Consider the following 26,642-nt stretch of genomic DNA (forward strand, 5'->3'; position numbering starts at 1 on the left):
GATGAAACTGATTGAACAACATCAAATTTTTGGTGGTTCGCAACAAGTTTGGGTACACCATGCCCAAACGCTTCAATGCGAAATGGAATTTGCCGTCTATTTGCCAAATAATCCGGAAAATCGACCGCTTGGTGTGATTTATTGGCTTTCCGGCTTAACGTGTACGGAACAAAATTTCATTACCAAATCAGGCTTTCAGCGTTATGCGGCAGAGCATCAAGTGATTGTGGTCGCCCCCGATACCAGCCCTCGCGGAGAGCAAGTGCCGAACGATGATGCTTACGATTTAGGGCAGGGTGCAGGCTTTTATCTGAATGCGACCGAGCAGCCTTGGGCGACGAATTATCAAATGTATGATTATATTTTGAATGAGTTGCCTAGTCTGATTGAGGAAAATTTTCCTACCAATGGCAAACGTTCTATTATGGGACATTCAATGGGCGGACACGGCGCATTGGTATTGGCGCTGCGAAACCGAGAACGTTATCAAAGTGTTTCTGCCTTTTCGCCCATTTTATCGCCTAGCCTCGTGCCTTGGGGAGAAAAAGCCTTTTCTGCCTATTTAGGAAAAGATCGCGAAAAATGGCAGCAATATGATGCCAACTCGCTCATCCAACAAGGCTGTAAAGTGCAAGGTATGCGCATTGATCAGGGTTTGGAAGATGAGTTTTTGCCAACACAATTACGTACAGAAGGTTTTATCGAAACCTGTCGTGCGGCAAACCAACCGGTCGATGTGCGCTTCCACAAAGGCTATGATCATAGCTATTACTTCATCGCCAGTTTTATTGGTGAGCATATTGCGTATCATGCGGCATTTTTGAAGTAGACCAAAGAAGTGATTCGTAAATCGATCAAACTTTGGAGTGAGCGTTAATTTTTCATGTTAACGAAAATAAAAAGGCATCAGATTGATGCCTTTTGTTTTTTTATAAATGATGAAAAATAATGCTATCAAAATGAACTAGCTTGCCCACTTTATTTAAATATCCCCCCATTCCAGTCCAAACCGTTGCAAATACTTTCTCAATCGATCGCTGTCATTGACTTTTGCCCTTTCTGTTCGGGAGACATTGAACAATGCACGGCCGGCAGCGGCCATGTTGGGGTGTTTACGGCATTCGTCGATAACGTGTTGCAGTTGTAGCTTGTCAAATAAATCCAATGTGTCCCAATCGACTTTATCGGGGTAGTCTTGTGCTTTTTCAGACGGCCTTTTATGTAGGAGGCCGTCTGAAAAGGGTTCTTCCGACCATAACCATTTGAGGCGTTCGATTTCGGCTTGGACTTGTTCTACCTGTATCCTGCCTTGCGGCGCGAGTGTGGCCAGGCGCATAATGCTGGCGGCGAGGTCGCGGAAGTTGCCGCGCCACGGTGCTTGGTTGGAGTGGGCGAAGTCGAGGTAGGCGGCCAGGGCTTCTTTATTGAAGCGGGTAGTGCGGCCGAGTTCTTGCGAGGCTAGGGCGAGCTGGTGTTCGACGTTGGGCTCAATGTCTTCGCGGCGGTTGGCGAGTGCGGGCAGTGGGTAATTCCAGATGTTGATGCGGGCGAACAGGTCTTCGCGGAAGCGTCCGGCGCGAATTTCTTGGCGTAGGTCGCGGTTGGTACCGGCAATGAGTTGGAAGTCGCTTTTGACTTCGTTGTCGCTGCCGACGGGATAAAAGTGTTTTTCTTCAATGGCTTTGAGCAACATGGCTTGCTCGTCTAAGCCCAATTCACCGATTTCATCTAAAAACAATACGCCGCCGTCGGCAGTTTTTAGATAGCCTTCACGTTTTTCTGCGGCGCCTGTAAAGGCGCCTTTTTTGTGGCCGAACAGGGCAGATGCTGCGCCGTCGCCGCGAAGGGTGGCGCAGTTTACATCGACAAATGTGCCTTTAATCAAATGGCGCGCTTTTTTCAATTCAAAAATCCTGCGTGCCAGCATGGATTTGCCTGCACCTGTCGGGCCGGAAAGCAGAATGGGGGAAGGGGAGTTGAGTGCGACCTGTTCGATTTCGGCAATCATGTGGTTGAAGGCGGCGTTTTGGGTGGAAATGCCGCTTTTCAGGTAGCGCACTGCGTCGTCGCGTACCGCGGCAAGGCGTTCTGCCAGTACGTCGTAACGAGCCAAGTCTAAATCGATGATTTCATAACTGCCGACATTGCCGTCCTCCATACTGCGTCTTTGATTTTTGGGCGGAGCGGTTTGTAACAGTACGCCGGGGATTTGACGCGATTCCACCAATAAAAACAGGCAGATTTGGGCAACGTGTGTACCTGTCGTGATGTGGGTGAGATAGGTTTCTTCTTCAATATTAAATGGATAGCCCGCCGCCCAATCGTGCAGCTTGGTATAAACCTCGGAGAAATCCCACGGGTTTGCCAACTCCATAGGTACGAGATTGACGACTGTGTGCGGCGACACCTGCTGAATATCGGCTTTTACATGATCCGCCAGTTCGCGGTATTTTTCAGCATAAAACAGCTCCATGCGGTCAAGATGAAAATCCCGACGCTGATTCATGGCAACATTCGGCCGCCACTTCTGCCAACGCCCTTGACCGAAACCGCTGTCCAACACCGTGCCGAGAAAGCTGACGGCGACTTGTTTTTTGTTACTCATCTTTTATTCCGTTTATTCCGTTCGAGTCTCAGACAGCCTTGTATTCAAGCTGCCTTCTTCATGTTTGAGATAGCCTGAAAAACTCTTTTTACTCAGGCGGTATCACTAGCATAGGAATAACAAGCGTCCATTTTTCCAGCTGTTTAGTACCGATTTTTTTTGGGATACGTTGGCGAAATGATTCTCCTACTTCGTCTAAATAACGTACTCTGAAAGTGTTGGCGTAGGCGGTAGTTTTTGTCGGCAACGGTGGTAATTTAACGGTACGGGCAACTTCAATATCATCAGAAAGGAAAATATATCTGCCATCCCCCGTCCGTTTCATTTCCAGTGGATCGTCTTTTTTCAGCTTCGCAGCAGTAAACAGGCGTTGTTTCACAGTTTCGACATTGTTGTGACAAACGATGAAGTCGATATCCAAATCACTTTTGCTGTCGGTTTTTCCCTCGGCTGCCGTGTTTCGATAAGCCGCCAAACGTCTGTATTCGGTATTCAAATCAGGTAATTCGGTAAAGATTTGAGCCACTCTTTCAATATCATCAGGTAGCTTTGCCATCCAAGGATGCTCTGGAGTAGTTTGCAGTAGGGTCAATGTTTCTATGGCACGAGTCATAGCAACGTAATAAAGCCTCTGTTCGGCTTCGTCAGCTCCCTGCCAACCTCCGTCTAAAATAAAGACGTGCTTAAACTCCAATCCTTTGACTGCATGTGCCGTGCCTAGAAATACACCTTCCGAACGGGTTTCATGTTCATCACCTACATACTCGTAGAGCCAGCTTTTCAGAAAAGAGGACGAATATCGGTTAACAGTGCCACTACCGTTTTTACACGACCCGCTGTCTTTTATGGGCGACACTTTGATTTCTGCCTCACGACTATCTGCAAGGTTATCTGACTTTTCAGGTAGCTTCTCATCTTGCAGTGGATATTCGTTTAAGAAATCAGTTTGTAATTGCCTAAACCAAACACACCAACTACCCCCACTTTTTTTCACTTGTTCACTAATAAGTTCTGCAAAAGCTTGTGATGTAAGGCCTTCGGTTTGTTTTTCCACGCCATCAATCAGGCGGACAAACTCACGGGTGTGGCGCAATTTGATTTTGCTGCTTTTGTCGGCACTCAAAAAATAAGGTATGCCGTTTTGTTCACACCATGCCTGCAGAGGTTTGAGACTAGCATTATGACGGGATAAAACTGCAATCTCATTCCATGCGACTGCGCCCAAGGTTTTCAGACGACCTATTTCAGTGATAACAGCTTGTCCCTGTATGTTGCTGCTGCTACCGAACGGCAGGCTGATGTGGCGCACACGCCCCTGCCGTATACTGTCTGTTGTAGCCCATACGCCACCGTTGGGCTGTGTTTGACGTTCAGGGTTGATAACAATCGGATGCAGTGTTTTCAGACGACCTGTCAGACCATTTATCACGCTGTTGGCAGCGCTGATGATGTGCTGCGTACTGCGGTAGTTGTAGGTCAAATAGTCAGGTTGGGCAACGTCGTAGTCTTTTTGGAAACGGTGGATGTACTCGTTGCTGGTGCCGTTGAAGGCGTAGATGTTTTGGTCATCGTCGCCAACCGCCAGAATGGTCAGCTTGTCTTCTTCAGCCCGCTTCCTACCCGCAAGCGCAGAAACAAGCCGGTAGTGTTCTTCACTGATGTCTTGGTATTCATCTACCAGAATATAGCGGAAGCCTGCCATGATACGTTCGCGTGTTTCATCGTTACCATCATCGTTTTCAAGGTCGTCTGAAAGCATAGCGGCAGCCTGCCTGCACCATTCTTTAAACTGACTTTTGCCGTATTCTCGGTTGTTGCCGTCAAAGCGCACACCCAAAAGCCGCATTGCCATACCGTCATAAGTCATAACCGTAACGGCAGCAGCAAGAGGGCCGACCAGTCCGAACAGGCGGCGCTTGACCTCCTGCGCCGCCAAACGGTTGAAAGTCAATACAATGATGGCGGATGCGGGAACATGTTGCACCCGTAAAAGGTAGGCAACACGGTGTACAATAACTCGCGTTTTTCCTGAACCCGGTCCGGCAAGAATAAGACGGTTGCTGCCGCTTTGGTCGGTAACAACGGCTTTTTGCATCTCATTCAGCCCGTCTGTAATTTCACGCAGGGTTTGTGGCGATGCAGGCTCGTCCAATTCTTTCAGACGACCTTTAAACCATTTATTCTTAAAATTCTTTTCTTCCAAGCCAAAGTAATCACGCACCAAATTCAACCCTTCAGTAAGATTTTTCAGTGCGCGAAGAGCATATTCCTGCATCACATGGATTTGAAAGCGTTTTTCGCCGTAAAAAATGGAAAGCGGTTTATAGTCCTCCGCAAGATACTGGCGTTTAGCTGAGAGTGCTTTTGGATTGGGTGTAATAGTCATGGCATGTCTCAGAATGGTCATGCCGTGGTTGAGTTTGATAATGCCTTGTTTGTGCATAAACAGCAGTGTTTGCCTGAGCAGAAGCTCGCGACGGTCAGCCGGGATTTGTACCGATAATACCAAATCGTCGGCAAGCTGCTGCACCAATTCACCCATACGGGTTTCAACCATTACGTCTTTTTGACGCACTCCATTGGTTTTTGTCATTAGGAATGGTAAAAGGCACAGACCGATATTACGGCGAAGTTCGGCATTGTTTTGTAGGTTTTCCCAACTGTCGCTTTGGGGATTCTTGAAACGTACTTTCAAAAGGTTGTTGCCAACATCACGGATTTGGAAACTTCCACTGCTGTTTGTTCGCTCTGCTGCTTTATCATCGGCAAGCGACTGCATCAGAAGTTTGATTTCAGCAGGATTGGTTTCTAAACCTACCTCATGCATTTGGTGGCAGACAGCGCTCAATGAGAGGTTTTGCCAAATACCTTGGTCTGCTTCTGGAATTTCGTTTTTTAAAATCTGCCAGAGTTTTTCCTCACGGGCGATAACTTGTGCCAGATGTTTGTCGGCAGGCTTTATGTTATCAGTACGCAAAATGATTGTCATATGCGTATCGTTGGTAAGGATACCCAATTCCTCCAGCTTTTTTAGATGACCTCGCAATTCAGTGAAACTACATGCTGTTGCCTGCACCAAATCATCGGTACTCAAAGGCGCGTCCTCTGGCGCTTTAAACACAATTTCGGCAATCGTTTGGTAAATTTCCGAGATACGCTTGCTGAACTTGTTTTTGTCAATAATCGCCAGCGCCTCATCTAGATTCAGACGACCTAAGCGTGCGGGGAAAATACGGGTTTGATTTTCCTTACGCTCCAATAAGTCTGCACGTTCCAACCATGCCAATACGGTTTTGACTTTGGTATCTGCCTGTCTATCATCGCTGTCAAAACTCATGTACTCCTCGGTGTCGCGCAAAATTTCGCCACCTGTTGCCACGATTTCACCGCAATGGTCTTTGCCGTATGCCGCCTGATTCAGCCAACCAACTTTCTTCCATACTGATTTCAAATCGCGCAATTCGATTTGCGACATTTTGCTGATGGAAAACTGTGTGTCCACGTCTTTGCCGTCATACAGCAACACGCATTTTGCCTCTGCCTGATCACGCCCTGCTCTGCCCGCTTCCTGCAAATAATTTTCCAGCGAGCCGGTGATTTCAGCATGAATAACCAAGCGTACGTCAGGTTTATCCACGCCCATACCAAAGGCGTTGGTGGCGACAATAACGCGCAAATTACCGCCAATAAACTGGTTTTGAATATCGGCTTTTTCGTTGTTCCCCAAGCCTGCGTGGAAATGCTCACATGCCCAGCCTTGTTCTTTCAGATAATCTGAATAGGTTTCCGCACTTTTCCGCCGCCCGACAAATACCACTGCACCTCCGCTTTGATGATCAAGTTCACGATGCAACAGTTCGTTGATTTTTTGCTTTTTAAGGTCATCTGAAATTTCCAGCACATCATAAAACAGATTGTCGCGCTCGTTATCACCAATAAATTGGCGGAACTCAATACCAGCCTCCACACGGAAATGGTTAGTGATGTCGGCGAGGACATCGGGTTTGGCAGTAGCAGTAAAACAACTTACTGGAGCCATCGTACCGTTGTTTTTGCTGTGTTCAGCGATAAATTTAACTGCGTATAGATAGTCTGGACGGAAATCATGGCCCCATTTAGACAGGCAATGTGCCTCATCGAATACCCAGCCGTTGATTTGGCGTTGCGAAATAGCGTTAATAAAACTGGTGTTGCGGAACTGTTCAGGCGCGACAAACAAAATGCCGATATCGCCCAAAGCTATTTTGTCTAAAATTTGGGCGCGTTCAACCACCTCAACCAAGCCGTTAAGCATAGCAGCGCAGGTAGCTCCTTTTTTCTCCAAACCGTCCAACTGATCTTTCATCAGCGATTGCAAAGGTGAAACAACTATTGTCAAGCCTCCGTTGCGGTAGTAGTGGTTGAGTGCTGGCAACTGATAACACAAGGATTTGCCGCCGCCCGTGGGCAGCACCGCCAGCGTATGCAACCCCTTCATACCTGATTGCACCACAGCACGTTGTCCACCATCAAATCCTTTTACATCGCGAAAAGTCGGTAGTTTGAAATAACGCTGTAACTGCGCCTCAGGATTGAGCGTATCCTGACAATAACGGCATTCCGTACTACCGCAATTATGGTCGCGCAATTCGGCAATCAGCCGAGCCGTATCGGGAAACTGGTGCCTCACCCACGGAGCTAACACAGAATTACCACCAGAGACATTTAACCAAGATAAGGCATAGCTGAGGGAAGGATATATGGCAGGATTGCGGATGTCAGTTTTCATTAACTCCAAAAAACGTGTACGGCAGACTTTCAGACGACCTTGATCATTGTTGTCCTGCATCATTAACCAAATAGTGTCGATCAGTTTCTTGACATCTGGCGATGTATCACGCTCGGGAATCATAATGTCTTCTGAAAGACGATACGGCAGGGGTATATCAGACAGGGCTGTCCACAGCGCAAACTCCTCGGGCTTTTCGGCTTTGATTTTTCCGAACGCAGTGCATTGGTCTTGAAAAAGCTGCCAGCAAGCGTGACAGTCGGCGAGTGGGGAATTAATTTCAGAAGAGATGATTTTATGGTTTTTGATTAGTCGGTGATACGGATTTTGCGGAAATGCCAAAGGCGAGAGCCACAGCGTATCGATAACAGGCACTTTAAGCCATGCGGCTTCGGGTACTACGGCCTTCAAATATTTCAAATCGTGCCCGAGGATGTTGTGCCCCATCAGCCACTTTAATCCACTGGTCAGATGAGCCATTTCACACAAGGCGGTATGAAACCCCTTTTCTCCACGAAAAGCTTTTTCAAAAAACAAACCTGAGTCGGGACGGAATGCACCGATTTTGAACGGCTTGTCGGTTTTTGGATCGACTTCCAAATCAATGATAAGAACAGCGGGGATTTGTCCTTTTGTAGCGGTATTCATTTTTAGACGACCTCTAAACAATTTAAACAATTCTTTCCAATACAAACACGCCGTAATCATCGCCCAACGGCAGCTCGAAATCCGTATGCAGGATTTGGCGTTTTACTTGTACAGTTTCGTCAGTTTTCGGATTAAAACCTTCTTTTAAGGCCGTCTGAAAATACACACCGAAGCCGCGTTTCTGCCATGCGGGCAATTCGTTGAAATTGATATTGTGTTCAAACAGCAAATCATGTTTCTGCGCGCGCGTGAGACCGCTGACCGCTTCTGTGGCACGGGACATGCTTTCGCCTTTCTTGCGAAGCATCCAATAGCAGTGGGCGTTGAGCGCGTTGCGGTATGAGTCTTCGTGCCGCCAACGGAAATAATCAACCACCAGTTTTTCGTTCGGCAAAACGCAAACTCTGGCATCAAAAGCGGCGGTCTGCCCGTGCGCCACAGAAAAGGCGGCGCTGGCTTCACCAGCCAATACCGAAATGATTTTGCGTGTTTTGCGTTTGAACGTATCGTCATCTCGACGCAGCAATAGTGAAATTTCATCGCTTTCCGAATAGCCGTACGCCACATTGAAGCCGCATTTCATCAAATGACGGACGGTGTGCGCCATCAGGTCGCGGAAACGAATGTCGAACGGGGCTTCAAACTGCCAAATTTCCTTGGTTAGTCGTGTAAAACCGCGCCCGTCTAAGCGTACAACAATAAAATTTTCCTGTGGTACGCAAAAATCATAAGCGGTTTCGTATTGTCGCAAGCGTTTGTCCAAATCATCGAATCTCATCATATATCCTTGTATATTTTATTTTCTATAAAACTATCTAAAAATATATTTTTCAACATTCTACGATTTTTACCGGTAAAAGCTACTTTAAAATATATTTTCTTTATATTCAATAAACTAAAAATTATTTTTATAAAAATTTTATTCTTGGCATGCTGTTGGCTATGTTGTGAATGTAACGATACAGCAGATGCTTCGGGAAATACAGTTACCGGAGAAAATTTTCCGTAAATTTAGTTGCTGTGTGGTTACAGGGCGAATGCCAACAAGACTACATTTGGTTTAACAGGTTCGAATCCTGTCTCGTCTGATAGACGTTGAACGTCTTGTTTATTTAGTCGCCCACCCTTTTCAATATGGCAGGCAAATGCCTAGGGAAACTACAACATGGATATCCTTATGTCGCAGGTTCGAGTCCTGTCTCTGTTGTTCAAAATAGCAGAGTAGCTCAGTTGGTAGAGCCAAGGCATGTTTCCCTTAAAAACTTGTTGCGTGCCATATTACTTTTACGGCAGCAGGCGGATGTCTGGAGAGAATACATGAACCTTTCACGTTAAAACCGTTTCTCTTCACTTTTAGCCGCTACGCTGCCACCCATGCAAGGCCGTCTGAAATATTCAGGCGGGCTGATATAAAAACTGTTTTTGGTGCAAACGGCAAATGCCGGAGGAATTACAGCCTGCTAAGCTCGAGGTCGCGGGTTCGAGTCCCGTCTCTGCCGCCAACTATGGCAGAGTAGCTCAGTGGATAGAGCGCGTAAAAATTTCTCCACTCTTTGTTGCCCAATGTACCACCCCTTATGGGCGAATGCCATTAGGATTACATTCCTTGCTTGCTACAAACCCGAATGATCCTAATTAAACTGGTCGTCCTACGGCAGTAGGCGGATGCCCGGAAGAGAATACATTAGCTTTCAGTTAAAAACGCTTCTCTTCATCTTTAGCTGCCACACTGCCACCCATTCAAGGCCGTCTGAAAAACAATGCTAAAACAAGTTCAGACGGCCTCAAACCAACAATATGAAAGAAAATGAAAATGGCTAATACTACCTTGTTTCAATCTATTAAAAACCGTTTTACTAAAACCGATACCTATAATGAAGCCGGCGGCATCGCCTACACGCTGACACCTAAACAACAGCTTGCCCAGCTTGCCGCTACCGGTTGTCTGAACAATACCTACTATGCCGATGCCCAAAGTCAGCTTGACCAAGTGCTGAAATTGGCAGAAAGCCTGGATGCCGAGTTTATCGCCAAAACTGCCGTATATGCCCGTCAAAAAGGTTTTATGAAAGATATGCCAGCGCTGTTGCTTGCCGTGTTGGCGCAAAAAGACGTGAACATGCTCGCCCGCGTATTCGACCAAGTAGTGGACAACGGTAAAATGTTGCGCAACTTCGCTCAAATCATCCGTAGCGGCGCAGTCGGCAGAAAATCTTTCGGCAACCGTCCGAAAAAACTGATGCAGACTTGGCTTTTGACCGCCACCGAAAAACAACTGTTGAACGCCGCCGTCGGCAATTCTCCATCGCTGGCAGACGTGGTCAAAATGGTGCATCCGAAACCGCGTGAAGCATGGCGTGCCGCATGGTTTGCATGGCTGATCGGCAAACCTTACGACCGCGAAGCATTGCCGCCCATTACCCGCGCTTTTGAAGACTACAAACAAAGCCGAGAAGGCGAATTACCCAACGTTCCTTTCCAAATGCTCACTGCTTTAGACTTGAACAGCGGCGACTGGGCGCAAATCGCCTGTAACGGTTCATGGCAGCAGGTTCGTCAAAACCTGAACACTTTCCTGCGCCACGAAGTGTTTGCCAAAAGCAAAAACATCAAAATGGTGGCAGAAAAATTGCATGACGAAACCGCCATTGCCCGCGCCCGCGTCCTGCCTTACCAATTGCTGACCGCGTATCAGGCAACATCTAATCAAATGCCGTCTGAAATCCGCGAAGCCCTGCAAGATGCGATGGAAACTGCCGTACAAAACGTACCGGCCATCCAAGGCAAAGTCGTGGTTTGTCCGGACGTTTCCGGCTCTATGCACAGCTCGGTTACGGGCTATCGCGGCAGCGCGACCAGCAAAACCCGCTGCATCGACATTGCCGCGCTCGTATCCGCCGCCATGTTGCGTACCAATCCGCAAGCCCGCGTGATACCGTTTGAACAAATCACGGTAAACGTCAAGCTCAACCCACGCGACAGTATCATGACCAACGCTGAAAAACTCGCCAATATCGGCGGCGGCGGAACGGCATGCAGCGCACCGCTTGCCATGCTGAACCGTGAAAAAGCCGACGTGGATTTGGTCGTCATCGTGTCAGACAATGAAAGTTGGGCAGATGACAACCAAGGATGGGGCGCAACAACCAGCCTGATGAAAGAGTGGGACATTCTGAAACGACGTTGCCCAGAAGCCAAACTCGTTTGTCTGGATATCCAGCCCTACACCAAGGCTCAAGCACGAAACCGTCACGATATCTTGAACATCGGCGGCTTCTCCGACCAAGTATTCTCCCTGATCGGTTCCTTTGCCGAACGAGGTATGGGTACAGATTTCTGGGTAGAAGAGATTGAGAAAACGCCGTTGGCAGTTGTGAACTGAAGCTAAGGCCGTCTGAAAAAAGGGTAGAAATATTTTTCAGACGGCCTATTTATTCAGGACAAGCTGAGAAAAAGAATAAGGAAACAAAATGCAAAAATTTATCTTAATCCGCGGTCATCAAGGTTCGGGAAAATCGACGTTTGCCGAACAAAAAGCCGCCGAATTTAAAGCGCAGTATCAGGATGCGGAAGTTGTCCGTATTGAAAACGATTTGTTTATTACCGATGAATACGGTGAATATCGTTGGTCGGGCGAAGCAGTGGATAAGGCGCAGAAACGCGGCAATGCCTTGATGACTGAAACTTTGAGACTTGGACGCCAAAATCCGAATCGAAATATTTTGATCATTCATTCCAATACCAACCAAAAAGCTTCGCGTTGCCGTCATTTATTGGATCAGGCGGAGAAAAGCGGTTTTGAAACAGAGGTCTACCGACTGCACAATTTCTATCCCAACCTGCACGGCGTAAAAGAGCATGACGTGTTGGCGGCGTATATCAAGTTGAACCAAAACCGAGTGGCAAACGAAATCCACATCGAGGCCGTGCAGCCGGCAAATGCGGAGCAGTTAGAAAAAATCGAACAGATGCAGGCTATCGAGCATAAGCCGCTGGTGTTTGATGAAGCGCAGCAAACCTTTGTGACCGATCACTATCTGCAACACGGCAGCCGCAACTTTACCGCCAAAGCATCCAAGCGTTATCCTGAATTGCGCGTGTTGAAATACGCCCGCAGCGTGTTCTATAACAACCGCTTTGATGATGCTTTGCTGGAAATGCGCGGTTTGATTATCGACGCGCATAATCGAATTATCGTGCGCCCGTTTAAAAAAGTGTTCAATTATTCGGAACGTATTGCCAAAGGCAGCCGTTATCCGATCCGAATCGGCGACGAGAAATTGGTGGACGCGGTGGTGAAAGTAAACGGCTTCCTCGGTTGCTGCACTTTCGTCTCGCTTTCAGACGGCCATCCGTCTAAAGGCGCGACGTTTGACGGCAAAGTGCTGTATTCGACTACCGGTTCGCTTGATAGCGCGTTTGCCGACATGACCGCCGCACATTGCGCTCAATACGAAACCCTGTTCCGCACGTATCCGAACCATACTTTTATGTTTGAAATCACAGATGTGAAAGACGTGCACATCATCCGCGAAGAATTGGGCGAAACTTTAATCGGCTGCATTGACGTGGCGACCGGCCGTCAATTTTCTGAATCGGAATTGGACGAAATCGGCAAACAATACGGAGTGCGCCGCCCTGAAATGCTGCAAAACATCACGTTCGGCGAGCTGAAAGGCCGTCTGAAAAATGTGGAACACGAAGGCTTTATGGTATTTGATGCCCAAAACGGCGAAATGCTGTTCAAGCTTAAATCGCCGTATTACCTGATTTCTAAGTTTCTGGGACGAAGCAACGAGGGCAATATCGGCCGCAAACTGGACAAACGCCATATTGATGAAGAGTTTTATCCTTTAATCGACTACATCCACGACCATCAGGAAGCATTCAATGCCATGTCGGAATTGGATAAAATCGCGTTCATTCAGGCGTTTTTGAGACAGTTGTAAGGCCGTCTGAAAATATATGGGGCAACGCGTATTTATTTTCCGCGCTCGTACGCTTCGATTTCGCCGACTTTAGGTGCATAGCCGCTGTTTGTGTCGTGGCGTAAATCCAACCAGATATCGACCAATGCACAAGCAGCCGGAGCGGCAATGACGTTCTGCCCCATACATAAAACCTGTGCATCATAGTTTTCCACTGAACCGCGAAGGGTGAGCAAATCGTGCGCCGTAGCCGCCCGTATGCCGCGCACTTTATTGGCGGCAATTGCCGTACCCACGCCGGTGCCGCAAATCAACAGCGCACGGTCGGCGCGTCCTGCCGCGATTTCTTCGGCCGCGGCAAACGAGAGTTGCGGATAGGTCCTTTGGGGCGAGGATAAATCGACCAAGCTGCTGACGCGCGGGTCGTTTTGCAGATGCGCTTTGAGCGCGTCTTTCAATATTGCGCCGTTGGCCGGCGCGGCAATAACCAAACGCATAAAAACTCCTTGAAGCACACAATAAACATTATTCAGGATACGCCCGCGCGTGATACGATTCAAGCTTGCAACGCAGAGAGCATGGCATGAGCAAAACCTACTTTACATCAGACCTACATTTTTCACATAAAAACATCGCCAAATTCTGCCCGCAATTTCGACCGTTCGATAACGTGGAGCAGATGGATGAATTTTTAATCCGGACATGGAATGAAACCGTTACGCCTGAAGATACGGTGTACAACCTGGGCGATTTTTCCTTTGCCCAAGACCATAAGCAGATAGAGCGCGTTTTGTCGCGGTTGAACGGGCAACATCACTTGATTTACGGCAATCATGATCATGTGATTCGGCAGCATGCCGATTTTTTCCGCAGCCAAACCAAGCATGACGGCTATCCGCTGCTGTCGTCCATACGGCCGTATTTGAAACTCAAATTGCCGGAAATTAAGAATACACTGGTTCTCTTTCACTATCCGATTCAGGAATGGGACGGCTGCTATCAGGGTTGGTATCATTTGTACGGTCATTTGCATGACAGGGTGGCGGAAATCAAAGGGCGTGCTTTAAATGTCGGATTTGATTTGCACGGTCGCTTTTTGACGGCGCAAGACGTAGATAAGTTTTTGTGTGATTTGCCTAAAATTTCGTATTTTGGCGAAGCAGGCTTGAAGGCCAAGTCGCTGGAAGAAGCGGCAGAGCTGGTGTCTCGGAAACTGGCGCAGTTAAATCAGGTATAATTTCAGACGGCCTTTGCGGATTTCCGGCAAAGGCCGTCTGAATATCAATTTCCCATTTTTGAGTGATACATGGAAAACCTTTTGGCTTACTTACTACAAAAAATCAGCCTCCCCAACCAAACCGGCAAGGACAAGTCATGAGCAGTAAGCCTTTGAAGTATCCCGTTTCCGCTTTGGTCGTTTTGCATGATAAAGACGGCAATATCCTGCTGATTGAACGCACGGCGCCGCAAGGTTTTTGGCAGTCGGTCACCGGCAGCTTGGAAGAAGGCGAGCGTATCGAAGAAACCGCATGGCGCGAAGTGCGGGAAGAAACCGGTATCCGCCTTGCAGACGGACAGCTGGAAAACTGGCATGACAGCACCGTTTATGAAATCTATCATCACTGGCGCCATCGCTATCCCAAAGGCGTTTTTGAAAACCGCGAACACATCTTCTCCGCCCAAATTCCGCGCGATACGCCTATCGTCCTACAACCGGACGAACATGTTGCCTACGGTTGGTTTGGCGCTGAAGAAGCGGCGGAAAAAGTGTTTTCCCCTTCCAATAAACGCGCAATTTTAGAATTGGTCAAAAGGCTGAATGCCAAAAAGGCCGTCTGAATACGACAGTTTCACATTTTCAGACGGCCTTGGGTTTGCTATACTTTCGCCGTTTGACTCTCTTTAAAATCAAAGGAAACCATCATGGCAGACTTCAATAAAATCCTGACCCCGGGCGACGTGGACGGCGGCATCATCAACGTTGTCAACGAAATCCCTGCGGGCAGCAACCACAAAATCGAATGGAACCGCAAACTGGCCGCTTTCCAACTCGACCGCGTTGAACCGGCAATTTTCGCCAAACCGACCAACTACGGCTTCATTCCGCAAACTTTGGACGAAGACGGCGACGAATTGGACGTATTGCTGGTGACCGAGCAGCCTTTGGCAACCGGTATTTTCCTGGAAGCACGCGTTATCGGTGTGATGAAATTCGTTGACGACGGCGAAGTGGACGACAAAATCGTCTGCGTTCCAGCCGACGACCGCAACAACGGCAATGCCTACAAAACTTTGGCTGATTTGCCGCAACAACTGATCAAACAAATCGAGTTCCACTTCAACCACTACAAAGACCTGAAAAAAGCAGGTACCACTAAAGTTGAATCTTGGGGCGATGTAGAAGAAGCGAAACAAGTCATCAAAGAATCTATCGAACGTTGGAACAAACAAGCCTAATCGGTTTGTCCCGTCCAATATCAAGGCCGTCTGAAAGCGAAGTTCAGACGGCCTTTTTATGTTTCAAACCGATATAACAAAATCGTCTTTAAAACAAACAAACCATTCTTTCTCATTTTCAGACGGCCTCATTAAAGTAACGCCTATACCAAAAATAAGGAGTGCTTCAATGACTGCTACCACAACCGACCCACGCGCCAAGCTGCCTGAGACGCCTTTGTCCGGCAATGAAGCCTTGAAAGAGCGCAGCGATTATCTGCACGGTACGATTAAGGAGGAGTTGAAAGACGACTTTACCGGCGGCTTTACTGCCGATAACTTTCAGCTTATCCGTTTCCACGGCATGTACGAACAGGACAACCGCGATATTCGTGCCGAGCGTACCGAACAAAAACTTGAGCCCTTAAAAAACATGATGTTGCGTTGCCGTCTGCCCGGCGGCATCATTACGCCGAAGCAGTGGCTGGGTATTGACAAATTTGCCGGTGAAAATACGATTTACGGCTCCATCCGACTGACCAACCGTCAAACCTTCCAATACCATGGCATTCTGAAAACCGATTTAAAACAGGCACATCAGGCATTGCATAAACTTGGTTTGGATTCCATTGCCACAGCCAGCGATGTCAACCGTAATGTGTTGTGTACCAGCAATCCAGTGCAAAGCACGTTGCACCAAGAAGCCTATGAATGGGCGGCGCGTATCAGTATGCACCTTCTGCCGCGCACGATGGCATATGCTGATGTCTGGCTGGATGGTGAAAAAGTGTTTACAACCGAGCCGACCGAGCCGCGCAATAAAGAAATTGCCGATGAGGTCGAGCCGATTTTGGGTAAAACCTATTTGCCGCGCAAATTCAAAACTGCCGTCGTAATTCCGCCCGATAATGATGTGGACATTCATTCTAATGACTTGGGTTTCGTGGCGATTGCAGAAAACGGCAGGTTGGTGGGCTTCAATGTATTGGTCGGTGGCGGTTTGTCCAGTGAACACGGCAATACTAAAACCTATCCGAACACTTCTTACGAATTCGGTTTCGTTCCGCTGGAATACACCCTCAACGCCGCTGAAGCTGTTGTCAGCACCCAGCGCGACTGGGGCAACCGCAGCGACCGCAAAGCAGCGCGTACACGCTATACGCTGCAACGCGTGGGCGTGGATGTGTTCAAAGAAGAAGTCGAAAGGCGCATGGGCATTAAGTTTGAACCCATCCGCCCTTACGAATTTACGCATCGCGGCGACCACATCGGCTGGGTACAAGGGCATGAAGGCAACTGGCATTTGACTTTGTTTATTGAAAACGGCCGCCTGCTCGATTATCCCGGTAGACCATTGAAAACAGGCATCCGCGAAATTGCCAAAATCCATCCCGGTGACTTCCGTCTGACGGCCAATCAAAATCTGGTGGTCGCCAATGTACCGCCGGAATTAAAAGATACGATTGATAAAATCGCTAAAGAGCATGGATTAATCAGCAAATCGATTACCATCCAGCGTGAGAACTCGATGGCCTGCGTTGCCTTGCCGACCTGTCCGCTGGCGATGGCGGAGGCTGAGCGTTTCCTACCAACATTCTCCGATAAAATTGACGAAATGTTCGCCAAATATGGTTTTGAAGACGAATACATCGTTTTGCGCATAACCGGTTGTCCCAACGGTTGCGGCCGCGCCATGCTGGCGGAAATCGGTTTGGTCGGCAAAGCCGTCGGCCGCTACAACCTCTACGCAGGCGGCAACCGTGAAGGCACACGCATTCCTCGCCTGTTTAAAGAAAACATTACCGAACCTGAAATCCTTGAAATTGTCGAAGGCTGGGTGGCAGATTGGTCTCGAAACCGTTTAGATGATGAAGGTTTTGGCGATTTCGCCATCCGTACCGGTATCGTCAAACCCGTATTGGATGCACCTCGCGATTTCTGGGCATAACGCATACAGACAGATCCGCAAGTCTACAATAAGAAAATAGAGAAAACCAAAGGCCGTCTGAAAATCAGATTTTCAGACGGCCTTTTATATTGTGCGTATTTATATCAAAGATGGAATATAAACCGAATCAGCGACGGCGGCCAAAGCCTCGACCCATGCTTGGGCGGCGGTAGTTGGAAGGCTGACGCGTAGTTTCACGGTATCGTTGTTGCTGCTGGGCGTTTTGTTGCTGGGCACGCAGGGTGCGTGTATTCAGCTGTTGGCTGGTGCGTCCGTTTGGACGTGCGCTTTGATAATAGTTGGCACGGGCTTGACGGGCAATCGGGCTGTTTTGATTGCGCGCCTGAGTAAATTTATTGGCCAATGCGTTGCCGATAAATGCACCGGCTGCAGTACCTATCAAGCTTTGCAGCAGCCAGCTGCCGGTGGATTGGTCGTAGATGTATTGTTGGCCGTCTGTACCGGTTACCGGTTGGCCGTTGTTGCCGTTGGCTTGTGCTTCGGCAGGAATGGTGTCTTTCACGGCTTCAGGCGTGAGCTGGTAAACCGTATTGTCTTCTTGTTGGCCGTTTTGTTGTGCCAACTGTTGTTGCAATGCTTCGATTTGTTTTTGTTGCTGCTCAAGTTGCGCTTGGGTATTGTCTTTGCAGGCAGCGAGGGCAAAAGTGGAAAGGGCGGCTAAGGCAATCAGTTTTTTCATTGTTTTTCCTGAGAGAGGTTTGTCTTTGCCGAGATTTCGGCGGAGTGTGTTTGCCTAATATTAAACCATTTCCCTGTTTTTCAAGTGGTTTTACAAAATAATATTGGAAAGTTGCGCTGCAAATGCACGGCTGTTGGCAGCCAGATTGCCCAGTGCAGGCATTTCGTGTTCGGTTTCGATAATCAACAGGTTGGCAGGGCGGCGGGTGTGCAGGGACATTTGCATTTCAGCGGGAGAGAAGGGCATGTGATGGCGTTTGGCGAAAGCTTCGGCGCGTTTGTTGGCGGTTTTGAGCATAGGCAGCAGGGTAATATCCAAATGGAAACGGCGTACACCCAAAACCAAAATACGCGCTGCGAAGAAATCTGCTTCATCAGTAAAAACGTTGGGGCTGCTTTGATTGAAGTCGTGGCGCTCTGCGGCAATTAAAGTCGCGATGGTGCGCACTTGCGGAATCAGGGCTTCGCTGATGAGGCTGTCAGGCGAATCAGGCAAAGTGTGCATGTTGAGCATGCTGTGGTGGCTGTTGCTGTCAACGACCATACGGCAGGTGTGTAACATTTGTGTTTGGCTGTGGATTTTAGTTGAGGCAGTCATGGCTGTATTCCTTATTTCTTAAAAATGGGTGGATTTAAGCGGCCATGGTGGGTATAAAAAAAGCCGCTCAAATGAGGCGGCTCTAATTTGCGTATTTTCAATTTGGTCTGTTTCAGACAAGCGCAAAAAAGTACCGCACGTTTGTGTGGTACCAATAGAAGAAAGTAGCAGAGCGTTGCGCGGTTTGCATGATGAAAATACGTCTTTAATGTATAAAAGAATGAAACGTAGTTTAAAACAAGAATGCCAGTAATTTCAATATCCAATCGACAAAACCCACCAATAAATCTACAAGTTGTTGTAATCCTTCCAATTTATTTTCTTTCGAGTGAGTCAAATTTGCACAATTATAATGCAAAACCGGGTGAGTTGATAACAATCCGAGCAGGCTCTTTAAAAAGGCCGTCTGAAAACTGAATTTCAGACGGCCTTTATTTTTGTTTATCCAATCAATAAACGTCGCGTTGGTAGCGTTTGTCTTCGCGCAGGTCGTTGAGATAGTCTTCGGCTTCATCACGGCTGAGTTTGCCTTGGGTTTCGATGACTTCGATCAGGGCGTTTTCGACATCGCGTGCCATGCGTGCGGCGTCGCCGCAGACGTAGATGTGTGCGCCTTGTTGCAGCCAGTTCCAAACTTCGGCGGCGCGTTCGGCGATTTTGTGTTGGACATAGACTTTATGTTCGCCTTGTCGGCTCCATGCGAGGTCGGCGCGGGTGAGGAGGCCGTCTTTGCGCCATTCGCTCCATTCGAGTTGGTAGAGGAAGTCGTCAGCCAGGCGTTGGTTGCCGAAGAAGAGCCAGTTTTTGCCGCTGTCGCCATTGGCGGCACGTTGCTGCATAAAGGAGCGGAAGGGGGCGACGCCTGTGCCTGCGCCGATCATGATGATGGGGGTATCGCCGTTTTGGGGTAGGCGGAAGTTGGGGTTGGGTTCGACAAAGACGCGGACTTCGCCGCCTTCTTCGAGGCGTTCGCCCAAGTAGCCGGATGCTGCGCCGGTGTAGGTGTGGTCGTGGTGGTTGAAACGGACGACGCCTACGGTAAGGTGGACTTCTTCGCCGACTTCGTCTTGTGCGGAGGCGATGGAGTAAAGGCGCGGGGTTTGTGGGCGGAAGAGGCTGTATAGGGTTTGTGCGTCCAGTGGGTGTGGATGGGCGGCAAATACGCCTACGGGCGGTGTGGCGGCGAGGTAGGCATCCAGTTGGGCTTTATCTGCGACTATGGTTTTGAGTTCTTCGTTGTTTGTTAATTCGGCGTATTGTTGGACGAATGCCGGTGTGTTTTGGGTGATGTCTGCGGATTCGGTCAGGGCGGTGCGGATGTCGGTTTCGCGGCCGTCTGAAAGTTGGACGGTTTCGTTGCCGTTCAGTTGGTTGAGGTCGAGGATTTCTTGAACGAGGTCGGCGGCATTCAGCGGCCATATGCCGAGTGCGTCGCCTGCCTGATAATGCAAACCTGAGCCGCTGAGGTCGATTTCGATGTGTTCGACGTCTTTTTCCGCATCGCGCGAGGTAATTTTTTGGCGCACGGATAGGGTGGCTGTGTAGGGTTTTTCTTTGGTATAAATGGCGTCGTTGCTTGGTGTTGCTGAACTGTTTGGTGCAGCGGTTATACTTGGGCTTGCTGCTTGGGCGGTTAATTCGGCTACTTTGGGTACGACGGCGGCAATCCATGCGTCGGCATCGGCTTGGAATTCTAAGTCACAAATGCCCAAGTCGTTCAGACGGCCTGCTCCCAGTTCGGCAAATTTGGCATCAAAGTCTTTGCCTGCTTGGCAGAAGTTGGGATAGGAGGAATCGCCAAGGCCCAAGACGGTAAAGGTCAGTTTGCTGAGATCAGGTTTCTTTTTGCCGTAGATGAATTTGTACAGGGGCAGGGCTTCTTCGGGCGGTTCGCCTTCGCCTTGGGTGGAGGTAACTAAAAGGATGATGTCTTCGTCGGGCAGGGTTTTGCTTTTGAAATCGCCTGCACTACTGAGGCGGGCTTCTACGCCGGCAGCTTGAAGTTTGGCATGTAAGGATTCGGCAACGCTGCGGGCATTGCCGGTTTGGGAGGCGGAGAGGACTAATACGCGGCGGCTGACTGTCGAGGCAGCTGTTTGCAGGGCAGATGGTTGGGTTGCTATACCGGATATGCCTTGGCTTTGCGCCCAGCAATAGCCGGAGAGCCAGGCAAGTTGGGTGGGGGATAGAGTTGAGAGTTGGACGGAGAGTTCGGGTGGAAGCGGATTGGCTTGGCTCATTTGGATTCCTTTGTTGGACGGCTATAACCGATTGTTTGAATAATGGACAGTCGCCACTTTAAACAGGCCGTCTGAAAAAAGGAAAGAATGCTTGGTTTTAATTTAAGATGATTTCGTTATATTCGGGAAGGTATTAGGCCGTCTGAATATGCTCGTTCAGATGGCCTTGGATTGGATAGAAACGAGATTTTCAGTTTCCGCTGGAGAGTTTCATCACTACGACGCCGGAGATGATGAGAAATGCGCCGAGCCAGCGGCCGAAGTTGGCGGCATCGTTGAAAAATACAACGCCCACCAAAAAAGCCCCCGCCGCGCCTATGCCTGTCCAGACGGCGTAGGCTGTACCCATCGGAATACTTTTTTGGGCAAGGTAAAGGAAGTATCCGCTGCCGATGATGCAGGCAAGCGCGGCGGCAAAGCCATGCCAGCGGTAGCCTTCCTGTTGTGCCAGCTTTAAGCCCAATGGCCAGCCGATTTCCAGCATACCGGCTAAGATTAAATAAAACCAACTCATAATATAATATGTCCTGATAGTGTGTTAAGGTTTCAGACGGCCTTAGAAAGATTGTTTTCTTCCGAGAGTTCAACGCGTTGTCCGATATCTTTTAGATTGGAGTATTGTTCGACCAAGCGCGGTACGTCGTCCAAGCTCATTGCAAACATCCATAAATAAGTGCTGACGGAATAGATATGGCCGGCGCTGCCATAGCCTTTAAGCGTCATGTGTATAAAGGCGAAGCCGAACAATACGCTCATCGCCATACCGATACTGAGATAGCCTAAGGCTTCGCGGTTGGAAATCAGCACGCGTAGTTTGGCAACCCAGCCGTAGTGGCGGTAGAGCTGATGTTCGTTGCCGTCGCGGATAAGGTGGTTGTCGCGTTCAAGCCGGTTGTTTAAACGGAAATATAGGTTTTCGCTGATGGCGGCAAAACGCGGCAGCAACCATAAAAACAGGGCAAGTATCGCGACAGCCAATACGCCCACCCAAAATTCCAACATCAGCAACATCATACATGCACCGAAGATGGAGACCAGCGAAGTAGCAGCGATGGGCAGGTGTTCTTCAAAAAAGCTGACAAACTCACGCGATAGGGCAACGCGTGCGGTAATGGCGGAATGCGGTACTTCTCGCTTGCGCTGTTCCAATACAACGGGGACGGCGATTTCGGTATAGATTTGGGTAAACGTACGCGTATCTGCTGCTCGGCGGGCGGCGCCGACCAGCCACATTAATAAAACCACCACACCATACAACATTGCCTGCCAGACGTTGCCTTCCATAACGGCATTAATCGCCCAACCACCAAACACGGGATATACCAGCAAGAGCAGATTATCCAAGCCGACGAGAGAGAAGGTTGTGATGAGTTTGCGGCGGTGTGTTTGACCGATGTGTTTCAGCATTTTCCACATGGATGCCCTCCTTATTTAGTATTGAGGATTTGCGCCATTAATTCGGCCAATGCGTCCAAATCGGCAAACAGTCGGGCTGCACGTTTTTCACCGAAGGCGGTAAAAATTCGTTTGCTGAATTCCTGCATGTTTTGCACCAATGGTGTGGCAGATTCCTTGCCTTGCTCGGTCAGTGACAATAAGCGTTCGCGTTTGTCTTGTTCGCTTTCGTGAAATGTCAGCAAGCCTTGTTCCGCCAGCGTTTTGCATGTGCCGGAAACGGTTTGCTTGGGCAGGCTCCATTCTTCGCCTATGTATTTTTGAGTGCGGCTGCCTTCGGTGGCTAAGGTGTAGAGAACGGCAAAGGTATTGTAGTTGGTGTTTTGCTGTTTAATCCATTGGTCGAATGCGCTGTCTATATGGCTGATGCGCATACCGAGTTGGTCGAGCTGATTCATAAATTGGTCTCGATATTGACTAATTGGATGCGGATTATAGTCATGTTTAGGACTAATTGCAAATAGAAGGCCGTCTAAAACAATCATTTTCAGACGGCCTTGAAACCGTTAAAATAATTAATGTAGAAACGATATATTCAAACTACGATAAACCTAATAAAACCATCTTCAACACATACGCCATGATTCATTTCTTATCTCAAAATATTTCATCCAAACAAGCCACTGCCATCGGGCTGCTTGCCGTTGCCTTGTGGAGCTTCGTCATTTCTCTGATACGCTCTTTGAGCCTGCATATGGGGGCAGTGGGCGGCGCGGCAATGATGTACACCTTGTCCACCGTATTGATTTGGCTGATTTTCGGCCGGCCGCATTTGCGCAATTACAACCGCAGCTATCTGTTTTGGGCGAGCGTGTTTTTTGTCGGCTGCGAACTGTGTTTGTCGTTATCGGTCGGTTTTGCGCAAAACGCAAGACAGGCAGTGGAAATCGGCATGGTCAATTATTTGTGGCCGACGTTTACCATCGTTGGGGCGGTATATTTCAATAAACAGCCGTCAAAATGGTGGATAGTCATCGGCTTTGTGCTGTCGTTTTTGGGGATTGCCACTGTATTGGGCGGCGATGTCGGCTTGTCGATTTCCGGTATTTACCACAATGTCCGAACCAATCCCGGCGGCTACATCATGGCATTTGCGGACGCAGTGTTTTGGGCGGCATATTGTACGCTGACGGCGCGTGTGAAAGCGGAATGCAGCAGTGTCGGTTTTTTCTTTGCGTTGGTGTCGATATTGTTGTGGATAGAGTATTTTCTCAGCGGCGCGGATACGTTGAGTTTTGATTCCGTATCGCTCGGCTATGCCGTTGCCGCCGCAGCTTGCATGGGTTTGGGCTATGCAGTGTGGAATATCGGTATTTCGCGCGGCAATCTGACTGTATTGGCGGGCGCATCTTATTTCATTCCGGTATTGTCTGCGGTTGTGTCATCGTTTTTGATTAGCGCGCCTTTGTCCATGACGTTTTGGCAGGGTGCGGGGATGGTGTGCTTAGGGTCGATTGTGTGTTGGTTGGCAACCCGGAGAAAACGGATAGCGTGAGGCAATATCCCATAGCTTTGCGATATAACGAAAACAGCTTTTTTAACAACCAAACATTCTTTCCCATTTTCAGACGGCCTGTTTAAAGTAGCAGTCAGTTTGAGAAATCACGAGAAATGGGAAAGAATCATGACCGCAGCTTCCGCTCCGCTTTTACGCTTCATTACCGCCGGCAGTGTCGATGACGGCAAATCCACCCTCATCGGCCGCCTGCTCTACGACAGCAAAACCTTGCTGACCGACCAGATTGACAAGCTTAACCGTGCTGCCGAAAACGGCGAAACGCCCGACTTTGCCAGCCTGACAGACGGCCTTGCCGCCGAGCGCGAACAAGGCATTACCATTGACGTGGCCTACCGTTATTTTGCCACGCCCAAACGCAAATTCATTATTGCCGACACGCCGGGACACGAGCAATACACGCGCAATATGGTTACCGGCGCATCAACTGCCGATGCCGCCATTATTTTGGTCGATGCCACGCGCGTCGATTTTTCCGGCAGCGAGCCCGTCCTCCTGCCGCAAACCAAACGCCACAGCGCGATTCTGAAACTCTTGGGCTGCCCCAACATCATCGTCGCCGTCAACAAACTCGACCTGCTCGACTTTGACGAAGCCAAATATCAAGCCATTACCGAGGCCTATCGAAAACTGGCAGAACAAATCGGCCTCCAAGCCCAAATCCACTTCCTGCCCATCAGCGCATTAAAAGGCGACAATATCGTTAATGCCAGCAGCCAAACCCCATGGTATCAAGGTTTGCCGCTTTTGCCTTTGCTCGAAAGCCTGCCCGTCAACCGTCAAAATGCCGCCGACCAAGCTGCGCACTTTCCCGTACAACGCGTGGCGCGCCAAGACGGCAGCAGCAGCGACGACTTTCGTGGCTATCAAGGCAGATTGGAAGCAGGCCGTCTGAAAGTGGGCGATGAAGTTAAAGTCCTGCCCAGCGGCCATGTTGCCAAAGTTGCCGAAATCTACAATGCCAACGGTAAAACCGAATCTGCCAAAGCAGGGGAAGTGTTGACTGTCGTTTTGGATACCGATATCGATATTTCACGCGGCAACAGCATTGTTTCAGCCGACAGCGCCATTGTTCCCGAACAACAATTTCAAGCCGCGCTTTGCTGGTTTGACGATATTCCGCTCAATCTGCGCCGAAAATATTTGCTGAAACACACTACCCAAACCACGCCCGTAAAAATCAGCGAAATTGCCTACGTTTGGGACGTCAATACCCTCAGCCGCGTCGAATCCGCCGAAACGCTCAAGCTCAACGATATCGGCAGCATCAGCTTCAAAACCCAACAGCCGCTCGCTGCTGCCGCATACGAAGACAACCATGCACAAGGCGCGTTTATTTTGATTGACGAAGCCACCAACCATACTGTCGCGGCAGGCATGATACGCAAAGTCAGCGAAACAAACAGTTTTGAAATTTAAAAGAAAAGTTGCAATAAAAAAAGGCCGTCTGAAGTTTCAGACGGCCTGTTATTTTATCCAAGGCGAAATGTTTATGCGCCGTAAACCGGATATTTATTGCACAAAGCAGTCACTTGTTCGCGGACTTTGGCGAGATTGGCTTCGTCTTCAGGGTTGGCCAATACGTCGGCAACCAAGTTTGCCAATACGCGCGCGTCTGCTTCGTTAAAGCCGCGTGTAGTCATGGCGGCGGAGCCGATGCGGATGCCGGAGGTAACGAATGGTTTTTCCGGATCATTTGGGATGGCGTTTTTGTTGACGGTGATGTGTGCTTTGCCCAAAGCGGCTTCGGCGGCTTTGCCGGTGATTTTCATCGGTTGCAGGTCAACGAGGAAAACGTGGCTTTCAGTACGGCCGGAAACGATGCGCAAACCGCGTTTGACCAACTCTTCCGCCATGGCGGCAGCATTGATTTTCACTTGTTTCGCGTATTGTTTGAACTCAGGTTGCAACGCTTCTTTAAACGCTACGGCTTTGGCAGCGATAACGTGCATCAACGGACCGCCTTGCAGGCTTGGGAAGATGGCGGAATTCAACGCTTTTTCGTGGGTATTGTCACGGCACAAAATCACACCGCCGCGAGGGCCGCGCAGGGTTTTGTGGGTGGTAGTGGTTACGAAGTCGCAGAATGGCACCGGGTTAGGATATTCGCCGCCGGCAATCAGACCCGCATAGTGCGCCATGTCGACAAAAAGGTATGCGCCGACTTTATCGGCGATTTCGCGGAATTTTGCCCAGTCGATTTGCAACGCATAGGCAGATGCACCGGCCACAATCATTTTGGGTTTGTGTTCAAGTGCCAAGCGTTCTACTTCGGCATAATCGAGAACTTCGTTTTCATCCAAACCATAAGTAATGGCGTTGTAGAGTTTGCCGGAGATGTTAACGCTTGCGCCGTGGGTCAAGTGGCCGCCGTGTGCCAGAGACATGCCCAAAATGGTGTCGCCCGGTTTCAAAACAGAAGCATACACGGCTTGGTTGGCTTGCGAGCCGGAGTGCGGTTGGACATTGACATATTCTGCGCCAAACAACTCTTTAGCGCGGTCAATCGCCAATTGTTCAACAATATCAACGTATTCACAGCCGCCGTAGTAGCGTTTGCCAGGATAGCCTTCAGCGTATTTGTTGGTCAATTGTGAACCTTGGGCTTCCATGACGGCACAGCTGACGTAGTTTTCAGAGGCGATCAGCTCGACGTGGTCTTGCTGGCGCTTGTCTTCTTGGGCGATGGCTGCTGCCAAATCGGGGTCATATTGTGCGAGGGTAACGCTTTTTGAAAACATGTTCTCGATTCCTTTGTGATGGGCTGAAAATATAGGATGGAGTGCTGCGAATTGGTTCAA

General features: G+C 49.0%; 20 protein-coding genes. 9 read left to right on the plus strand and 11 right to left on the minus strand.

Features of this window, described 5'->3' with window-relative positions; genetic code table 11:
• The first annotated feature begins 1 nt into the window (after position 1).
• Positions 2–829, plus strand: coding sequence for an S-formylglutathione hydrolase (fghA, locus tag DBY97_RS04505; protein WP_107857593.1), 828 nt, complete (start codon positions 2–4; stop codon positions 827–829).
• Positions 830–982: 153 nt separating this feature from the next.
• Here fghA and rtcR read toward each other — a convergent pair whose 3' ends face one another.
• From rtcR to DBY97_RS04520, 3 genes are all read right to left on the minus strand, one after another.
• Entirely contained in the window at positions 983–2,605 is a 1,623-nt protein-coding gene (gene rtcR, locus DBY97_RS04510) for an RNA repair transcriptional activator RtcR (protein ID WP_107857594.1), read from the minus strand.
• A gap of 88 nt (positions 2,606–2,693) precedes the next feature.
• Entirely contained in the window at positions 2,694–8,021 is a 5,328-nt protein-coding gene (locus DBY97_RS04515; protein WP_107857595.1) for a RecQ family ATP-dependent DNA helicase, read from the minus strand.
• A gap of 22 nt (positions 8,022–8,043) precedes the next feature.
• Complete coding sequence (locus DBY97_RS04520; protein WP_107857596.1) at positions 8,044–8,799, minus strand: tRNA(His) guanylyltransferase Thg1 family protein; 756 nt, start codon at positions 8,797–8,799, stop codon at positions 8,044–8,046.
• A gap of 1,029 nt (positions 8,800–9,828) precedes the next feature.
• Here DBY97_RS04520 and DBY97_RS04530 point away from each other — a divergent pair.
• Together DBY97_RS04530 and DBY97_RS04535 are read left to right on the plus strand one after the other, a co-directional pair.
• A complete protein-coding gene (locus tag DBY97_RS04530) occupies positions 9,829–11,403 on the plus strand; it encodes a vWA domain-containing protein (RefSeq protein ID WP_107857597.1) in 1,575 nt (524 codons plus the stop codon).
• Between the two features lie 88 nt (positions 11,404–11,491).
• On the plus strand, positions 11,492–12,970 hold the full coding sequence (locus DBY97_RS04535; RefSeq protein WP_107857598.1) for an RNA ligase: 1,479 nt from the start codon (positions 11,492–11,494) through the stop codon (positions 12,968–12,970).
• Positions 12,971–13,002: 32 nt separating this feature from the next.
• On the opposite strand, the gene DBY97_RS04540 is transcribed toward DBY97_RS04535, so the two are convergent.
• Positions 13,003–13,446 (minus strand): RpiB/LacA/LacB family sugar-phosphate isomerase, encoded by a 444-nt coding sequence (locus tag DBY97_RS04540; RefSeq protein ID WP_107857599.1) that lies wholly within the window; start codon positions 13,444–13,446, stop codon positions 13,003–13,005.
• Positions 13,447–13,532: 86 nt separating this feature from the next.
• On the opposite strand from DBY97_RS04540, the gene DBY97_RS04545 reads away from it, so the two are divergent.
• The 4 genes from DBY97_RS04545 (at position 13,533) to cysI (ending at position 17,333) form a co-directional block, all read left to right on the plus strand.
• The gene (locus DBY97_RS04545; protein ID WP_107857600.1) at positions 13,533–14,186 is read left to right on the plus strand and encodes a metallophosphoesterase; all 654 of its coding nucleotides are present in this window, start codon (positions 13,533–13,535) and stop codon (positions 14,184–14,186) included.
• Between the two features lie 137 nt (positions 14,187–14,323).
• Positions 14,324–14,788 carry a dihydroneopterin triphosphate diphosphatase gene (gene nudB / locus DBY97_RS04555; protein ID WP_107857601.1) on the plus strand — a complete coding sequence of 155 codons (465 nt, stop codon included), beginning with the start codon at positions 14,324–14,326 and terminating at the stop codon, positions 14,786–14,788.
• Between the two features lie 84 nt (positions 14,789–14,872).
• On the plus strand, positions 14,873–15,406 hold the full coding sequence (locus DBY97_RS04560) for an inorganic diphosphatase (RefSeq protein WP_003678634.1): 534 nt from the start codon (positions 14,873–14,875) through the stop codon (positions 15,404–15,406).
• Between the two features lie 169 nt (positions 15,407–15,575).
• Positions 15,576–17,333 carry an assimilatory sulfite reductase (NADPH) hemoprotein subunit gene (gene cysI / locus DBY97_RS04565; RefSeq protein WP_107857602.1) on the plus strand — a complete coding sequence of 586 codons (1,758 nt, stop codon included), beginning with the start codon at positions 15,576–15,578 and terminating at the stop codon, positions 17,331–17,333.
• 127 nt (positions 17,334–17,460) lie between these two features.
• Here cysI and DBY97_RS04570 read toward each other — a convergent pair whose 3' ends face one another.
• From DBY97_RS04570 to DBY97_RS04595, 6 genes are all read right to left on the minus strand, one after another.
• A complete protein-coding gene (locus DBY97_RS04570; protein WP_107857603.1) occupies positions 17,461–18,033 on the minus strand; it encodes a hypothetical protein in 573 nt (190 codons plus the stop codon).
• Positions 18,034–18,123: 90 nt separating this feature from the next.
• A complete protein-coding gene (locus DBY97_RS04575; protein WP_003685697.1) occupies positions 18,124–18,630 on the minus strand; it encodes a hypothetical protein in 507 nt (168 codons plus the stop codon).
• Positions 18,631–19,079: 449 nt separating this feature from the next.
• Positions 19,080–20,870, minus strand: coding sequence for an assimilatory sulfite reductase (NADPH) flavoprotein subunit (locus tag DBY97_RS04580; protein WP_107857604.1), 1,791 nt, complete (start codon positions 20,868–20,870; stop codon positions 19,080–19,082).
• 190 nt (positions 20,871–21,060) lie between these two features.
• Positions 21,061–21,384 carry a DMT family transporter gene (locus tag DBY97_RS04585; protein ID WP_107723417.1) on the minus strand — a complete coding sequence of 108 codons (324 nt, stop codon included), beginning with the start codon at positions 21,382–21,384 and terminating at the stop codon, positions 21,061–21,063.
• 32 nt (positions 21,385–21,416) lie between these two features.
• Complete coding sequence (locus DBY97_RS04590) at positions 21,417–22,286, minus strand: ABC transporter six-transmembrane domain-containing protein (protein ID WP_107857605.1); 870 nt, start codon at positions 22,284–22,286, stop codon at positions 21,417–21,419.
• An 11-nt stretch (positions 22,287–22,297) separates the two neighbouring features.
• Positions 22,298–22,723 (minus strand): MarR family winged helix-turn-helix transcriptional regulator, encoded by a 426-nt coding sequence (locus DBY97_RS04595; RefSeq protein ID WP_107857606.1) that lies wholly within the window; start codon positions 22,721–22,723, stop codon positions 22,298–22,300.
• A gap of 182 nt (positions 22,724–22,905) precedes the next feature.
• Here DBY97_RS04595 and yddG point away from each other — a divergent pair, with 182 nt between their 5' ends.
• Together yddG and DBY97_RS04605 are read left to right on the plus strand one after the other, a co-directional pair.
• Positions 22,906–23,820, plus strand: a complete 915-nt coding sequence (gene yddG, locus DBY97_RS04600) for an aromatic amino acid DMT transporter YddG (RefSeq protein ID WP_234394520.1) — start codon at positions 22,906–22,908, stop codon at positions 23,818–23,820.
• Between the two features lie 129 nt (positions 23,821–23,949).
• Positions 23,950–25,260, plus strand: a complete 1,311-nt coding sequence (locus DBY97_RS04605; RefSeq protein WP_107857608.1) for a sulfate adenylyltransferase subunit 1 — start codon at positions 23,950–23,952, stop codon at positions 25,258–25,260.
• 71 nt (positions 25,261–25,331) lie between these two features.
• Here DBY97_RS04605 and glyA read toward each other — a convergent pair whose 3' ends face one another.
• Positions 25,332–26,582 (minus strand): serine hydroxymethyltransferase, encoded by a 1,251-nt coding sequence (glyA, locus tag DBY97_RS04610; protein WP_070714100.1) that lies wholly within the window; start codon positions 26,580–26,582, stop codon positions 25,332–25,334.
• Positions 26,583–26,642: the final 60 nt, after the last annotated feature.

The organism is Neisseria subflava (assembly GCF_003044645.1).
GTDB lineage: Bacteria > Pseudomonadota > Gammaproteobacteria > Burkholderiales > Neisseriaceae > Neisseria > Neisseria subflava_B.

What these genes read in the sequence shown, in the direction of transcription:
- fghA (WP_107857593.1), top strand. Translation starts at nt 2, where the DNA reads ATGAAACTGATTGAACAACATCAAATTTTTGGTGGTTCGCAACAAGTT.
- rtcR (WP_107857594.1), bottom strand. Translation starts at nt 2,605, where the DNA reads ATGAGTAACAAAAAACAAGTCGCCGTCAGCTTTCTCGGCACGGTGTTG.
- DBY97_RS04515 (WP_107857595.1), bottom strand. Translation starts at nt 8,021, where the DNA reads ATGAATACCGCTACAAAAGGACAAATCCCCGCTGTTCTTATCATTGAT.
- DBY97_RS04520 (WP_107857596.1), bottom strand. Translation starts at nt 8,799, where the DNA reads ATGAGATTCGATGATTTGGACAAACGCTTGCGACAATACGAAACCGCT.
- DBY97_RS04530 (WP_107857597.1), top strand. Translation starts at nt 9,829, where the DNA reads ATGAAAATGGCTAATACTACCTTGTTTCAATCTATTAAAAACCGTTTT.
- DBY97_RS04535 (WP_107857598.1), top strand. Translation starts at nt 11,492, where the DNA reads ATGCAAAAATTTATCTTAATCCGCGGTCATCAAGGTTCGGGAAAATCG.
- DBY97_RS04540 (WP_107857599.1), bottom strand. Translation starts at nt 13,446, where the DNA reads ATGCGTTTGGTTATTGCCGCGCCGGCCAACGGCGCAATATTGAAAGAC.
- DBY97_RS04545 (WP_107857600.1), top strand. Translation starts at nt 13,533, where the DNA reads ATGAGCAAAACCTACTTTACATCAGACCTACATTTTTCACATAAAAAC.
- nudB (WP_107857601.1), top strand. Translation starts at nt 14,324, where the DNA reads ATGAGCAGTAAGCCTTTGAAGTATCCCGTTTCCGCTTTGGTCGTTTTG.
- DBY97_RS04560 (WP_003678634.1), top strand. Translation starts at nt 14,873, where the DNA reads ATGGCAGACTTCAATAAAATCCTGACCCCGGGCGACGTGGACGGCGGC.
- cysI (WP_107857602.1), top strand. Translation starts at nt 15,576, where the DNA reads ATGACTGCTACCACAACCGACCCACGCGCCAAGCTGCCTGAGACGCCT.
- DBY97_RS04570 (WP_107857603.1), bottom strand. Translation starts at nt 18,033, where the DNA reads ATGAAAAAACTGATTGCCTTAGCCGCCCTTTCCACTTTTGCCCTCGCT.
- DBY97_RS04575 (WP_003685697.1), bottom strand. Translation starts at nt 18,630, where the DNA reads ATGACTGCCTCAACTAAAATCCACAGCCAAACACAAATGTTACACACC.
- DBY97_RS04580 (WP_107857604.1), bottom strand. Translation starts at nt 20,870, where the DNA reads ATGAGCCAAGCCAATCCGCTTCCACCCGAACTCTCCGTCCAACTCTCA.
- DBY97_RS04585 (WP_107723417.1), bottom strand. Translation starts at nt 21,384, where the DNA reads ATGAGTTGGTTTTATTTAATCTTAGCCGGTATGCTGGAAATCGGCTGG.
- DBY97_RS04590 (WP_107857605.1), bottom strand. Translation starts at nt 22,286, where the DNA reads ATGTGGAAAATGCTGAAACACATCGGTCAAACACACCGCCGCAAACTC.
- DBY97_RS04595 (WP_107857606.1), bottom strand. Translation starts at nt 22,723, where the DNA reads ATGAATCAGCTCGACCAACTCGGTATGCGCATCAGCCATATAGACAGC.
- yddG (WP_234394520.1), top strand. Translation starts at nt 22,906, where the DNA reads ATGATTCATTTCTTATCTCAAAATATTTCATCCAAACAAGCCACTGCC.
- DBY97_RS04605 (WP_107857608.1), top strand. Translation starts at nt 23,950, where the DNA reads ATGACCGCAGCTTCCGCTCCGCTTTTACGCTTCATTACCGCCGGCAGT.
- glyA (WP_070714100.1), bottom strand. Translation starts at nt 26,582, where the DNA reads ATGTTTTCAAAAAGCGTTACCCTCGCACAATATGACCCCGATTTGGCA.